Annotated in this window: 13 protein-coding genes and 1 tRNA gene; 8 read left to right on the plus strand and 6 right to left on the minus strand. The window is 65.3% G+C overall.

From position 1 onward, the window contains the following. Positions 1–12 precede the first annotated feature (12 nt). Positions 13–1,281 (minus strand): efflux RND transporter periplasmic adaptor subunit, encoded by a 1,269-nt coding sequence (locus tag ASF43_RS08290; protein WP_082497705.1) that lies wholly within the window; start codon positions 1,279–1,281, stop codon positions 13–15. A gap of 230 nt (positions 1,282–1,511) precedes the next feature. On the opposite strand from ASF43_RS08290, the gene ASF43_RS08295 reads away from it, so the two are divergent. After that, complete coding sequence (locus ASF43_RS08295) at positions 1,512–2,162, plus strand: TetR family transcriptional regulator (protein ID WP_056178919.1); 651 nt, start codon at positions 1,512–1,514, stop codon at positions 2,160–2,162. 60 nt (positions 2,163–2,222) lie between these two features. Beyond that, positions 2,223–2,687 (plus strand): hypothetical protein, encoded by a 465-nt coding sequence (locus ASF43_RS08300; RefSeq protein ID WP_056178922.1) that lies wholly within the window; start codon positions 2,223–2,225, stop codon positions 2,685–2,687. 12 nt (positions 2,688–2,699) lie between these two features. Here the strand turns inward: ASF43_RS08300 and ASF43_RS08305 are convergent, their stop codons facing one another. Further along, a complete protein-coding gene (locus tag ASF43_RS08305; protein WP_056178925.1) occupies positions 2,700–3,875 on the minus strand; it encodes a GNAT family N-acetyltransferase in 1,176 nt (391 codons plus the stop codon). 120 nt (positions 3,876–3,995) lie between these two features. Between ASF43_RS08305 and ASF43_RS08310 the strand changes: the two genes are divergently transcribed. The 3 genes from ASF43_RS08310 to ASF43_RS08320 all read left to right on the plus strand — a co-directional run bounded on the left by ASF43_RS08310 (position 3,996) and on the right by ASF43_RS08320 (position 7,707). Continuing rightward, the gene (locus ASF43_RS08310) at positions 3,996–5,450 is read left to right on the plus strand and encodes a PLP-dependent aminotransferase family protein (protein WP_056179268.1); all 1,455 of its coding nucleotides are present in this window, start codon (positions 3,996–3,998) and stop codon (positions 5,448–5,450) included. 82 nt (positions 5,451–5,532) lie between these two features. Next, positions 5,533–5,608: transfer RNA gene (locus ASF43_RS08315), tRNA-Arg, on the plus strand. An 80-nt stretch (positions 5,609–5,688) separates the two neighbouring features. After that, positions 5,689–7,707 carry a site-specific integrase gene (locus ASF43_RS08320; RefSeq protein ID WP_156373218.1) on the plus strand — a complete coding sequence of 673 codons (2,019 nt, stop codon included), beginning with the start codon at positions 5,689–5,691 and terminating at the stop codon, positions 7,705–7,707. Positions 7,708–8,679: 972 nt separating this feature from the next. Here the strand turns inward: ASF43_RS08320 and ASF43_RS30520 are convergent. The 3 genes from ASF43_RS30520 to ASF43_RS30530 form a co-directional block, all read right to left on the minus strand. Then, the gene (locus tag ASF43_RS30520) at positions 8,680–9,453 is read right to left on the minus strand and encodes a hypothetical protein (protein ID WP_156373219.1); all 774 of its coding nucleotides are present in this window, start codon (positions 9,451–9,453) and stop codon (positions 8,680–8,682) included. 63 nt (positions 9,454–9,516) lie between these two features. Next, on the minus strand, positions 9,517–9,672 hold the full coding sequence (locus tag ASF43_RS30525) for a hypothetical protein (protein ID WP_156373220.1): 156 nt from the start codon (positions 9,670–9,672) through the stop codon (positions 9,517–9,519). Between the two features lie 334 nt (positions 9,673–10,006). Further along, positions 10,007–10,468, minus strand: coding sequence for a hypothetical protein (locus ASF43_RS30530; protein ID WP_156373221.1), 462 nt, complete (start codon positions 10,466–10,468; stop codon positions 10,007–10,009). Between the two features lie 271 nt (positions 10,469–10,739). Between ASF43_RS30530 and ASF43_RS08330 the strand changes: the two genes are divergently transcribed. Next, positions 10,740–11,711, plus strand: a complete 972-nt coding sequence (locus tag ASF43_RS08330; RefSeq protein ID WP_162241784.1) for a restriction endonuclease — start codon at positions 10,740–10,742, stop codon at positions 11,709–11,711. A gap of 201 nt (positions 11,712–11,912) precedes the next feature. Then, positions 11,913–12,488 carry a recombinase family protein gene (locus tag ASF43_RS08335; protein ID WP_056178934.1) on the plus strand — a complete coding sequence of 192 codons (576 nt, stop codon included), beginning with the start codon at positions 11,913–11,915 and terminating at the stop codon, positions 12,486–12,488. A 50-nt stretch (positions 12,489–12,538) separates the two neighbouring features. Here the strand turns inward: ASF43_RS08335 and ASF43_RS31350 are convergent, their stop codons facing one another. Then, positions 12,539–12,931, minus strand: coding sequence for a hypothetical protein (locus tag ASF43_RS31350; RefSeq protein ID WP_082497709.1), 393 nt, complete (start codon positions 12,929–12,931; stop codon positions 12,539–12,541). A 122-nt stretch (positions 12,932–13,053) separates the two neighbouring features. Between ASF43_RS31350 and ASF43_RS30540 the strand changes: the two genes are divergently transcribed. Beyond that, the gene (locus ASF43_RS30540; protein WP_156373222.1) at positions 13,054–13,572 is read left to right on the plus strand and encodes a hypothetical protein; all 519 of its coding nucleotides are present in this window, start codon (positions 13,054–13,056) and stop codon (positions 13,570–13,572) included. Positions 13,573–13,614 lie beyond the last annotated feature (42 nt).

A 13,614-nucleotide genomic window follows, 5' to 3' on the forward strand; every position in this document is an offset into this window, starting at 1 on the left:
TGCGTGCCTGGTTTATTGCTTGGGAGCGGAGGCCGGGGCGGCGGCCGACGCTGCAGGGGCTGCAGCAGACGCGGCGGGGGCCGCACTGCCCGGGGCCTGCCACGGCACAGCCTTCACGGGCGTGCCCGGCGGCAGCATCTGCAGCTTCTGGAAGCCGTCGACCATGACCTGTTCGCCGGCCTTCAGGCCCTCGGTCACGATCCAGCGGTTGTTCTGGCCAGCCTGGATCTTCACCGTGCGCTTGGCCAGCTTGCCGTCGGCACCGACCACCGTCAGCGTGTCGCCCGCGTCAGTGCGCGTCACGGCCTGCTGCGGGATGGAGATCGCATTCGTGGCCTGGGCCTGCTCGACCCGCACGCGCACGTACAGGCCGGGCAGCAGGTCGCCCTTGGGGTTGGGCACTTCGGCGCGCAGCGTGATCTGGCCCGTGGCCTGGTCCACCGTGAGGTCGGTGAACAGCAGCCTGCCGGCCTGCGCGTATTCGCTACCGTCTTCCAGCACGATGCGCACCGCTGCGGCGCCGTCGGTGCCGCGCTTGAGCGTGCCGGCCTCCATGGCGCGGCGCAGGCGCAGCGCCTCGCTGGCCGACTGCGTGAAGTTCACGTAGAGCGGGTTGATCTGCTGCACCACGGCCAACGGGGTCGGTTCGCCCTGGCCCACGAGGGCGCCCTCTGTCACCAGCGCGCGGCCGATGCGGCCCGAGATCGGCGCCGTCACGGCCGCGTAGTCCAGGCTGATCTTGGCCGTCTGCACCGCGGCCTTGGCCACGGCGACATCGGCCTCGGCCTGCGCCTTGGCGGCCACGGCGTCGTCGTAGTCCTGCTTGCTGATCGCGTTGGCGGCCACCAGCGGCGCGTAGCGCTTGGCCACGTCGCTGGTGCGCGTGAGGTTGGCCTGCGCGCGGATCAGCTGCGCCTGCGAGCTCTGGTAGGTGGCCTGGTAGGGCGCGGCGTCGATCGCGAACAGCGGTTGGCCAGCCTTCACGTCGCTGCCTTCCTTGAACAGCCGGCGCTGCAGGATGCCGGCAGCGCGGGCGCGCACTTCGGCCACGCGCGAGGCTTCGAGGCGGCCGGGCAGTTCGGTCACCAGACCGATGTCGCCCGGCGTGGCCACGACCACGCCGACTTCGGGTGGCGGCATGCCGCCACCGGCCGGGGCGGCTGCACCCTTCTTGTCGTCGCCCTTGCCGCAGGCGGCCAGCAGCACGGCCAGGGCCAGGATCGCCAGCGGACGGGCCGGCTTGTTGAGGTGACGGCGGAAACCGGGGCGCAGGACTGACATGCGATTCCTTCCAGGAGGGGCATCGGTAAATGGATGAGAGGGCCGACGGCTGGCCCGCGTCTGCAAAGAGGGGGCAGGGCGCTGGCCCGTTCCCTGGTGCCGCGGCCCGTGCTGGGCAGGCGGTACTGCGGGAAGACCCGGAGTGTAGCTTACTTACATACAGTGATGAATGTATATTAGTGCGGCCCCGGCAATGCTGCATTGCCCAACGAAAACCGACTGGAGACGCGTTGGCGCGACGAACCAAGGAAGAGGCCCAGGCCACCCGACACCGCTTGCTGGACGCGGCCGAAACGCTGTTCCAGGCGCGCGGTGTGTCGCGCACGTCGCTGCAGGACATCGCCACCGCGGCCGGTGCCACGCGCGGCGCGATCTACTGGCATTTCAAGGACAAGGCCGACCTCTTCAACGCGATGATGGAGCGCGTCACGCTGCCACTGGAGCAGTCGCTGCAGCCCGGCAGCCCGGGCCACCAGGCCATGGCGCGCGATGCGCTCGGCGAACTGCGCGCCGCCATCCTGCGCGCGCTGGCCCAGCTCAAGGCCGACGCCAAGCTGCGCGGCGTGGTCGACATCGCGATGCAGAAGGTGGAATACATCGACGAGCTGCATGCCGTGCGCGACCGCCATCGCAGCGTGCGCGACAAGTGCATCGTCGACATCGCCACTGCGCTGCGCCTGGCCGCGCGCCAGGCCGGGCGCCGGCTGCCATTGCCGGCGGTGCAGGCGGCCGAGGGCCTGCACGCGCTGATCGACGGGCTGATTCGCAACTGGCTGCTGGACACGGCGACCTTCGACCTGCCGGTGCTGGGCGAACAGGTCATCGACGTCTACCTTGCGGGCCTGGGCCTGCGCCCGGCCCCGGCGGCGCGCAACAACTGAAACATATCTGGGCAGGGGCTGGAACGCCGCTGAAACAGGCGTTGCCCACCATGCCTGCACATGTGCCCCATCGCTCCTGGTCTGCCGCGCGGCCTCGCACCGAGCACTGCGCGCTCGGGCGCACTGCTGCAGCTGCCCGTCTCCGACAACCGCACCCGCTACGAGGCCATGGCCTACCTGCAGGCCGATGACGGCGCCAGCGGCGACGTCCATGCCTTCCTGGCCTACAAGGAGACCGACCTGGCCAGCGGCGCCTGGCGCGTGCGCGTCAAGTCGCTGCAGACCGCCGGCGGTGTGTTCGAGCCGGCTGCGATGGTGCAGCAGGCCCAGGCTGCGGCCAGGCGCGGGCAGGCTTACTTCGTCTGGGGCTACCACCTCACGCCGACGGCCTCCGACCCGCGGCGTATCGAGTTCCGCGTGCATGTGCTGAACCGGCGCCCGGCGCGGCTGGAGCTCTATGCGCGGCTGCGGCGCGCCGACCACAGCCCGGGCCTGCCGTGTTCGGTGGTGTGCGACTGGCCCTGAACCTCCACCGCGTCACGCCATGCTCTTGCGGTACTGGATGAAGCCCGCGTTCTCGGCGACCTGGTCGTACAGCCGTCGGCCCGCCGCATTGCTCTCGTGCGTGAGCCAGTGCACGCGGCTCGCACCGGCCTCGCGCGCCCGGGCGTAGACGGCCTCGATCAGCCTGCGGCCCACGCCCTGGCCACGGGCCTGCCCGGCCGTGAACAGGTCCTGCAGGTAGACATAGTGGCCCACCGTCCAGGTCGAGCGGTGGACGATGAAGTGCACGATGCCCAAAAGCTGCCCCTGCGTGTCGAATGCGCCCAGCACGTGCATGGGCTCGGCCGGGTCCATGAGGCGCTCCCAGGTCTGCGCGGTGACCGCATCGCTCAGCTCGACCCGGTAGAACTGCTGGTAGCCCCGCCACAGCGGCAGCCAGGCCGCCTGTTCGCCCGGCGCGAGGGGCCGGATCTCCACCTGTGCACGCTCTGCCTGCGCCGGCGCACTGCGGATGCCGGCCAGCGTGCGGCGTTGCGCGCCGTGCATGTCGAAGTTGTCCGGCGCCAGCCACTGGACGAACGCGGCGCGCACGGCGGGCCAGTCGCCGTCGACGATGGAGAACCACGCCGTGTCGCGGCTGCGGCCCTTGTAGACCACGGCCTGGCGGAACACGCCTTCGAACTGGAAGCCCAGGCGCGCAGCCGTCTTGCGCGAAGGTGCGTTCAGGCTGTCGCACTTCCATTCGTAGCGCCGGTAGCCCAGGTGGTCGAACACGTACTGCATCAGCAGGAACTGCGCCTCGGTGGAGATCGGCGTCTGCTTGAGGGCCGGCGAGAACATCACGTGACCGACCTCGACGACACCGTGGGCCGGGTCGATGCGCATCAGCGCCAGCGTGCCGATGGCGTGGCCGGTCTGCGCGTCGACCACCGCGAAGTGCAGCGGGTCGGTGCTGGCTGCCGCGGCCTCGGCGTGGCGGCGGTAGCTGTCCAGGTCGGCAAACGGGCCGACCGCCATGTAGGTCCAGTCGCGCGCGTCACCGGCCTGCACGTAGGCGTCATGCAGGTCGGCCGCGTGGCGTGCCGCGTCCAGCGGTTCCAGACGGCAGAACCGGCCGGTCAGCGTGGTGTGTCGAGGTCGGGCTCGCGCAGTCCAGCCGGGCAGGGCGGGGCCGACGGGTTGCGCGTGTTCGTTCTGGGTGTGAGACACAGCAGATATCTTTCTTGGGCAACGGCCGGCGATGCGCCAGCATGCCACGCAAGTTAACGGCAGCGAGGTACCATGAAAAGTGCCACGACGCATGTTTTGCGTGGTGCCACGACGACGCCCATGCCCACGCCCCAAGCCTTGCTCGAAGCCCCGCTGGCGCGCGGCGCCGATGCGGAGCCGCTCCAGCGCCAACTGCACCAGCGCCTGCGTCACGCCATTCTGGACGGGCGATTGCTGCCCGCCAGCCGCCTGCCGGGCTCGCGATCGCTGGCCGAGGCGCTGCAGATCTCGCGCAACACGGTGACGGCGGCTTACGAGCAACTCGCGGCCGAAGGCTTCCTGCAGCCCGACCGCCAGGGCACGCGGGTGGCCGCCATGCACTGCCCGCCCGCCGCGCGCGGGGCGCAAGCGCGGCCCGCCATCGCACGCCGCCTGGCCGGCATGCAGGCCGGCACCTCGCGCGACGATGCAGCCGCGGCCCTGCGGCCTGGCGTGCCGGCGCTGTCGCACTTTCCTTTCGCGGCATGGCGCCAGGCGCTCGATCGCGCATCGCGCGCGGCCGGCCCGGCGATGCTGGGCTATGGCGACCCGCTGGGCGAGCCGGGCCTGCGCGCGTCGATTGCGCGCCACCTGGCCATCGCGCGCGGCGTGCGCTGCAGTGCCGCGCAGGTCGTGATCACGGAGGGCGCGCAGGAGGCGCTGGCCCTGTGCGTGCGCCTGCTGGCCGACCCGGGCGACACGGCCTGGGTGGAAGACCCCGGCTACCGCGGCGCCAAGGCGGCGCTGCAGGCCGGCGACCTGCGCGTGGTGCCGCAGCGCGTGGACGACCAGGGCCTGGTCGTGACCGCGCACGACTGGCAGGCCCGGCCGCCGCGCCTGGTCTACACCACGCCGTCGCACCAGTACCCCACCGGCGCCGTGCAGACGGCTGCGCGCCGGCTGGCCCTGATCGAAGCCGCGCGCCGGCACCGGGCCTGGATCATTGAGGACGATTACGACAGCGAGTTCCGCCACGCGGGCGAGCCCATCGGCGCCATGCAGGGGCTGGTGCCGCAGGCGCCGGTGCTGTACGTGGGCACCTTCAGCAAGACCATGTTTCCCGCGCTGCGCCTGGGCTTCGTGGTGCTGCCCGAGGCGCTGCTGCCCTCGGTGCAGGCGCCGCTGGGCGAGATGCTGCGCGGCGGGCACCGCCCTGCACAGCTGGCGCTGGCCGACTTCATCGAGAGCGGCCAGTTCAGCCGCCACCTGGGCCGCATGCGCCGCCTGTACCGCGAGCGCCAACAGGCCCTGCGCGTGGCCCTGGCCGATGGGCTGCGCGTGCCGCATGCGATCGAAGGAGGGCACAGCGGCCTGCATCTTCTGGTGCGTTTGCCGCCGCGCCATCCCGATGCGGCCATCGTCCAGGCGGCGCGGCGCCACGGCATCGGCGCGCAGGCGCTGTCGGGCTTTGCGCTGCAGCCGCTGGCGCAGGACAACGGCCTCGTGCTGGGCTACGGCAACACCGCGTCCGATCTGTTCGCGCCGCTGGTGCGACGTTTGTCGCAGCTGGCACGCGCCGCCGACACGGGCGCTTGAGGGCGCGGTGCGCGTCGTGACGCCTCTTGGCCGATGGCGCGCCAGGTCACGTCGAGGGCGGCAGCTACAATCACGCCCGGTCGCGGCTGTAGCTCAGTGGATAGAGTATTGGCCTCCGAAGCCAAGGGTCGTGGGTTCGATCCCCGCCAGCCGCACCAATCCGCCTAAGTTGTTGATTCACATGAGGAATTGACGATCTAAGCGGCTCATACGCAGCGCTCATACAAGAGGTGCTGTCGTGCAAGGTCTCCAACGTCGTCCGTCTGGTGTGTATGTCGCGCGGGTCACGGTGCCGCCGGGGCTGCGCTCGGTGCTGAGGCGCCGCGAACTGATCCAGAGCACCGGGACCACGGTTCGCGCCGTCGCCGTCGTGGTCGCCAGCGAGGTGTTGGCACGGTGGCGGCGCCAACTGCACGAGCTGGGCCGACTGGTCGTCACCAATGCGCCGATGGATGCTGCTGAACTTCTCAAGATCGCCGACGGCAGCCCGGTGCTGCGCGCTGGCGGGCATATGCGTCTTGTGGCTGCCGGTGCAGTGTCGGGCCTGGGTGTCGACTACCTGCTGCGCAAAGCCGCAGACGGCGCCCTGGGCATGTTTTGGCGTGCTGCCGGTGTGGATGGCCATTTAGTTCCGGTCGAGGCGCTGGAGATCGATGACCCCGCCACTGGCAGGCGCATCGTGCCTCACCCGGCCCAGATGCCCGCTGTCGCATTGGCAACCCGTGCCGTTGGTGTGCATGAGGTTCCGGCAAGTGACGTGCGTGAGGTTGCCGGTCAGCTACTGTCAGATGCTGGACCTGTCGCTATCGCTGCCCTCGATGCGCCTGGCCGGCCGGGCTGGATGTTCGCGCCTGATGTCGGTCTACTTCTAGACCGGCATCATGTTGAGGTGCTGGCCGCCCAAGTCAGTGCGCTCCAAGCGGTGGTCGCTTCAACCATCGATGCGGCCGCGCTGAAGGCCGCCAAAGCTGCGCAGCGGGTCGAGGGAAGGGGTGTAGTGCAGGTGGGCGGGAAATGGGCTGTAAAGCGGTTCAGCGAGGCCGTGGAGCTGTATTGCGCCAGTCCGGCCGGGCTGCCCGAATCCGTGGCGAGTGCCACCGAGCGAGGGCAGCGACGCAAAGGCTTGATGCTGTTCTCCGAATTCATGGGCGACCCCCTTCTGGGCAAGGTGGACGGCGACATGCTCCGGGCGTTCCGGGATGGCCCGCTCAAGCTGGTGCCGGCCAACGCGAACCATCTGCCAAAGTCGATCAGGCAGGCGACCATGCCCGCCACCGTCGAGGCCCTGAATGCAGATGGTCGAGCGTGGCCGGTGCTACGGCCTGCGATGCAGGCCGAGCGCATGCAGTGGCTGGTGCGCCTGTTTCGCTGGCTGCACGAGAAGGACTACCTGGCCATGAATTTGGCAGCCGGCCTGCGTGGTGAGAAGGGCATCACGCGTTCACAGTTCAAGGCCCAGCAGCGTGAGGACCTGGGCGACGATGCACGCGGCCCGTTCACTCCGTGTGAGCTGATGGCGATCTTATCGACGCCGACCTATCGGACCGGAAACGGGGAGCATGTGACCAAACGGAACGAGCGCTGGCGGCCTTTCGAGTATTGGTTGCCGATGTTGGGCCTCTTCAGCGGGCTGCGTATTCGGGAGGCGTGTCAGCTCTGGCTCGATGACGTTGTGCAACGCGATGGCATCTGGTGCTTGGACATCAACGAGACGACGCCGGACAAGTCTCTGAAGACCCTGGACAGCCGGCGCCTCTTGCCGCTGCACGATGTGCTGATCGAGGCAGGTTTCGTCCAGTGGTGCGACGCCTTGCGCGCGGCCGGCTACCGGCGTCTGTTCGCTGAGTTGACCTTCTCTGCGGGTGATGCTGCGTACGCGAAAGAGGCCAAGCGCGCGATGTCGGCGATGCTGCTGAAGCTGGGCATGCCCCGCGACGGCAAGAAGGTTTTTCACAGCTTGCGGCACAACGCCAACGATGCGCTGGCGCGGGTGTCCGACGCCGCCGGGATGGACGAGCACATGCGGCGGTTCGCCCGATACCAACTGATGGGCCACTCCGTAGGCGATGACGTGAACGCTCGGAACTACACCAGCGCCAGCATCGCGGAGAAGGCCGCTTTGATCGCGGGCATGAAGTTCGACATCCCGGTGATCCATCCGTTCGACATCGAGGCCGGCCTCGTCGCCGTTCGTGCCGCGTTGGAAAACAAGATGGGTGCGCGCCGTGGCCGTGAAGACATGGGGCCTGCGGCCTGATCGCGCCGGGGCTGGTCGGCGCCAGCTTTTTGCGTTCTTCGTGATCGAAAACGCAATGCTCTTGCAGACGAACAAGTTGATGTCGTCGGCGATCGGGCTGGACCATTTCACGCTACCTGCGTGTTCTTCTCACCTCGTCAATGGGCCATTCGGTGGATCACAGCTTTTCATCCGGGCCAGTCGCTAGTGGCGGTTCAGCGACCGTCGACGTGTTCCGTTTCCCAGGTGTGCAAAGCAGCTTTCTCCACGTCGGTCATCGACGCATAGGCGGCGATCAGCCGCTCACGCGTTAGTAGCTGGGGCGGGTCAGATTGTGTCGGCGTTGTCATTGGGTCCTTCTGGTAACCGCGATGCTACTGTCTAGCCACACATGGTGGCACTGGCCCTAGCTTGCGTTGATGCACCGTGCCGGGCGTCGCACGTTCGTTGACGGCCCCGATCAGCATCATGCAGCACGAGTGCTTATAGGGCGCCAGCCCGGCCAAAAAAATCTCGTGAAGGGCTACAGGCGTATCGGAGGGCGTGGATAAGGGGTGCAAGGTCGCTACAACCCCTTCGTTCCGGGGTGTCGGCCAGCAGGTTCACGTGGCAGTGTCTGTCTACGTGCTCGACCGATGGCGCATGTGTTCCGGCGCAAGGCACAAGGGGCGGGGCTGAGTTGGTGAGCGCAGTTTCTGCGGGCGCTTGGTTGCTGGTGGGGATTGCGCTGGTCGTGCCCTCTGTGCGGTGCGCCGGATGGTCAAGCCGGCCGGCTGCGCCAGCAGCTTGCCGGCAATCTGATCGGCCCTGAAGCGCACCGGAAGGGGTTGCGCAAAACCTGCCCAAGGGGTTGCGCTGGCGCAGCCGAGCGCAACCCCTTTTTCTGCTTTGGGATGCAACCCCTTAAACCCGCATGTCTGTTGGGTCAGAAGGGGTTGCAGGTTGACCGCCCTTCTGTAAGAAGGGCACGTGGACACAGTCGGTGGAAAACGTTCATCCGTGCTTACGCCTCCACCATCGAAGCGCATCCTCCACGTTCGCAATCTGCTTGCTGATAGCTTGACGGGTGATGGCCTCTCCGCTCACTGCGTGCCATACCGACTGGGTCTCAACCGGCGAGCGCCCAAGCAGCACGTGGTATCTAAACAGGCTCGCTCGCCGCTTGGCAATCGCGACAGGATCATGCTTGCCGCTGCGATCTGGATGTTCGCGCGTGTACGTGCGGAGCTTGACTCCTAACTCTCGAAATGGCTTCTCCATAAACTTGCGGCGGTCGGCAGCCATTGATGCTGTCGGCACGGTCACCAGATGCTGCCGCTGCGCTTCTGAAAGTGCGAGCCCCTTGCCATGTAGATAGGCCATTTGGCCCATTTTGTAAGGCCGGAGCCACATGGAGTACACCGTGGTCTGCCACGTCTCGTCGTTCCAGCGACGCCACCAGTTCTTCAACCAGCCGGCAAACTTTGGCTTGTGCTCTGGCCACGTCAGACGCAACCATTCCACATCAGCGGCGAAGGCGATGAAGTCAAATTGCGGGCCGCCCTCCGCAGGCTCAGGCCGCACTACCGGCGGAACGGCGCGCGCATTGAGCGCCACGTGCACGCACCAAACTGCGAGTGGATCAGTCGCCCGGCCAAGCTCGTCAAGTAGCTTTGCGGTGCTGAGCAACCGCAACGAGCCGACCCATGATCTGAAAGCATTCGCATCCGGGCCTGAACGTTTCCGGTCCATCAGTGTTGGAACTGAAAATGCTTCAGCCTCAAGCACGGGCCGGTCATCTTCCTCCTCAGGCCGCGCTGGCCCCGCAATATCGGCTGGCACGCGATTCGATCAGCAGGGGCGCAACCGATGGGGCTTGTCGTTCGCGGCGCTCTCGGTGGGGCCGGCTCGCTGTGTCCAGTCGGCCATGGGCATCAGGTTGTCGTAGCGGTCAAGCTCCACGATCTGGAGGGCCGAAGCGGCGGCATCATGATCGTGATCCGTCATGGCGCACCTGTTGCGATCTGAGCGCGCCTGAACTGCCACGGTGCGGCCATGTCTTCGGCCGGAATGTCAACCAGCACCCTTGCCAGGCTGCGGTCTGCAGCGCCAACGGGGCACCGCGCCAGCGCGGACCGGATGAACTCGGCAACGTCGGCCGTTGCGTAAACGGGTCGCCGACACCGCCGCCTCAAGCCGGCCACGGGCAGTAGCTCCAGTCCGAAATGAGGCGCGGCACGTCCCCGCAGAGTATCGGCAAGCCAGTCTGGCCAGCTACGGACCGGGCCGAGCGCGTGTCTCAGGAGATAGCTTGTCTCGCTGGCGCTGATCGTTGCGACCCTCACCATGAGGTCCGCTCCGCTGCGGCACGCGCGGCCTGCTCCTCGATAGTTGTGTAGAGCGGTACCGCGTAGTGCATGCCATCCCGCAGACCGGACCTGATCCAGATGCATGCCCTGTTGAACTGATCGGAGCCGGTGACAATCTCGAATGCACCGAAGTCCACGGGGTCGCCATCAATCTTGCTCGCCGCGAGATCTTCGTCGAGTTGCGCATCGTTCATTGCCGAGGCGTGGGACAGCAACGTTGGCACAGGGTTGGCGAGCTGCTCGGCGCGCAGATCGAACACGCCGGCCAGAGAGTGGTCAAGTAAATCGTCAAGTGCTGCTGTACGAATCGCGGCGTGCGCGTTTTTGACACCGGGGTGCCGAGCCAATACGCCGCGCACCCACTCGTGCCAACCCTGCCCTGCGTTGGAGGCGGCCCGTTCGACCGCACGCCATTCGCTGGCATTCAGCTTCACAGAGGTTCTCCGGCCCGATGCTGTCATCAATGTTCTAGAGGTCATCCTGTTTCTTCTTGTTGTTGAATTGCGAAGACCCCACTGTAACAGATGGTTCCACAACTAATCAAGTCCTACATGAATATCTATGTTGGGAGAGGTCCGGTCGTGGAATTGGCGCAAGCACCGGCCGCGGTACGGTGAAGGCCTGGCCCGTTGCTCGATGTGCGCAAGATCCAGCCGCCGCAGGCCCATTACCAAGCGGTCACAGGTTCGGGATAGCATGGTCGCCATGAGCAAAGCGAGAGCCAAGCGCGGGGCACAAAGCACGAAACCAGCGTATCGGGAGTACGAAATTTTGTCGGCTGAAGTGATCCGGCAATACAGCCCGGACAGCTTCGTTTTGCACGACGACAAGATCCGAGGGATCTCAGGGCGCGTTCGGCAGATTGACGTATCGGTGCGCCCACGACAGCCTGAGAAAGAAACGTTCATGGCCGTCGAGTGCAAGCTCTATAAGCGCCGAGTTGGCATCAAGCAAGTTGACTCCATGATTGGCCAGATCCTTGATGTCGGGGCAGACGTCGGGCTGATCGTGAGTGACTCGGGTTTCGATGGGGGTGCTCGTGCACGGGCGAAGGCGGACGGTCGAATTCAACTGCGGCACTTGGTTCACAGCGACATGTCCCAGCTTCGTTCTCGCCTGGTATTGCCACTATGCATGCGATACGTGGATCTCCTACCCACATACCGAGTCAGCATGGCGTCGTTGATGCCTTTGAGCGTTCCGGGGGCGGCTGCCCGGCGTGAGCTTGCTCCTGAGGATCACGCGGCGCTGTTCCACCAGTTTTATAGCACCCGAGGTCTGGAGGTCTTTTCTAGTTTTGAATCATGGGCGAACGAGCGAATCACCACACTTCCTGACGGCGAAAACTACTGCTGTGTCGATGGGTACTTGACTCCCGAGCTGGGCGTGCGAACGGAGTTTCGCTTCGACAAGAGGACAGACATGTTCCGTGGCGCGGTTCCAATGCCCGCGCGCGGTCTCGTGGACCCAGACACTAATCAGTTAACGCTCGGCTCCTTTGGTTACTTCAGCTTTCAGCCGGACCCTGACACTATTCGCGACACGTGGGCGCGTGTAAACGCTCGTGTCAAGCCGAGCGGCATCATCCTAGAGGGTCGAAGGGGCCTTAGAAGCGACGTCGCGGCCTCAGTTGCTCAACTGCTCCAGCAGATTCCCGGGATCGTGGGCGCTAGCTGACGCATGCGCGCGCGGGCCACCGCGTGGAAACCCGGTCACCCCTGCAATGCCGGGGCAGCCTGGAGCGTCCCATGCAGTCTCCAGCAGGTGTCCGAAATCGAACGATTGCGGACAGGGGCGTAAAAGATGTCCAAAAAATAGGGAATAGATGTTTTGGACCGGTGCTAAGATTCGGACATCGTTTTTGGACAAACCAGCCCCATGTCGCGCACCTTTGCTTACTGCCGGATCAGCACCAGCGATCAGACGACCGACAACCAAGTCAACGAGATTCAGGAAGCTGGTTTCAACGTCCAGCCCATGCGCTTCGTGACAGAAACGATCAGCGGCTCGGTGGCCGCGTTGGAGCGGCCTGACTTTAGACAGTTGTTTCGCAATCTTGAGGATGGCGACGTGCTGGTGGTGACGAAGTTGGATCGCTTGGGCCGCAATGCGATGGACGTGAGGGCGACGGTTGAGAAGCTGGCCGAGAAGGGGGTTAGGGTCAACTGCCTTGCGCTGGGCGGCACCGACCTAACGAGCGCAGCCGGGAAGATGACCATGGGCGTGATTTCTGCCGTAGCGGAGTTCGAGCGCGACCTTTTGGTGGAGCGGACCAATGCCGGGCTGCGGCGTGCGCAGAAGGAGGGTAAGACCCTGGGCCGGCCGGCGTCGCTGTCAGCTTCTCAGGTACAAGAGGTTCAGCGGCGTCTGGCCGCAGGCGAGGCTGTAGCCGCTGTCGCGAAGGCGATGGGCACCAGCCGGCAGACTGTGATGAGGGCAAGGCTAGCGACCTGATGAGAACCTGTCGCGGTTCTTGAACAAGCCTACGCTACCCGCGGGTAACGCTAGAGGGCGTGGATGCCGCCCGCTTGGATCGCTGTCCAAGTCTTAGGGTCAGTCGTCGCGATCAGCTTACGGCCGTCTTTGAACTTGACTAAAAAGGTGACTTCCTTGCTCTTGCCGCCAAGCAGCAAGCCAGCGAGAAGTCCCACCGGACCCAAAATTAAACCGCCCGCGGCTCCCCAGCCAACAGTCCCACCTAGTCGCTTTATGTTTTCCTCGCTCGCAAGTGACAGGTATTCGATCTCGGTCGACTCGATTGTTTCGCGTTTAGAGATGCCGTCTTTTTGGCCAATGAGAGTGAACGAACCACCCCCTCCAACCCAGCTCTTGTGATACCAGTCGCCAGCCAGCGACATAGTTGAAAAGTCACCAGCTTTCACATTTAGTTTGCCCACGCGCCCCCCCTGTTACTAAACGTAATGATAGCGCTGGTCGGTTGCACTGCCGATCGATCCATCTGTGTGTTCAGGTCAGTTGGTTACGTCGTGGACCGGCGACGCCTGAGTACGATGTACGGATGATTACATCTGATGCTGCCATTACCATCAAAAAGCGCATTCGCTGGGCACTTGAAAACTTGGGCAAAGCATGCTTGCTCGTTGTTTGCGCTCTGACATGGCTTCGTCTTGCACACGGCGCTGTTGATGGACTTCCAACACTTGCCGTCAGCGTCTTTGCCGTGCTCGCTTCTGTCACTTCTCTGCTTTACAACCGTGCCCGAGCGTATGGCCCAGGGCGGCTGCAGCGTAGGTGCCTGCTGGCAGCTGAGCGCTGCCTTAGGGCATTGCTACTTTTCACCATCGGTGTTCTCGTTGTCGCGCTTGTCTACTGGTGGGTGCCGGCAAGCCTCCATGTGCCCATGAACTCGGGTCGTCTGCCGCATTGGTTCCTGCTTGCAGTGTCGATGCCGATTTGCATGCTGTTCGGCTTTTCAGGTCTGAGTTTCGTCACTGCGCTTCGCGACCTGATCCCACCAATGATCTCATCACAGCGTTTGAGGCGACGGATACGTGCTGACTACCCATTCCACAAATGACGCCCGAGCCATGGTTATTCACCCTGCCCCTTAGGTTAGCGC

It is taken from the genome of Pseudorhodoferax sp. Leaf267 (genome assembly GCF_001422405.1).
Classification (GTDB): domain Bacteria; phylum Pseudomonadota; class Gammaproteobacteria; order Burkholderiales; family Burkholderiaceae_C; genus Pseudorhodoferax.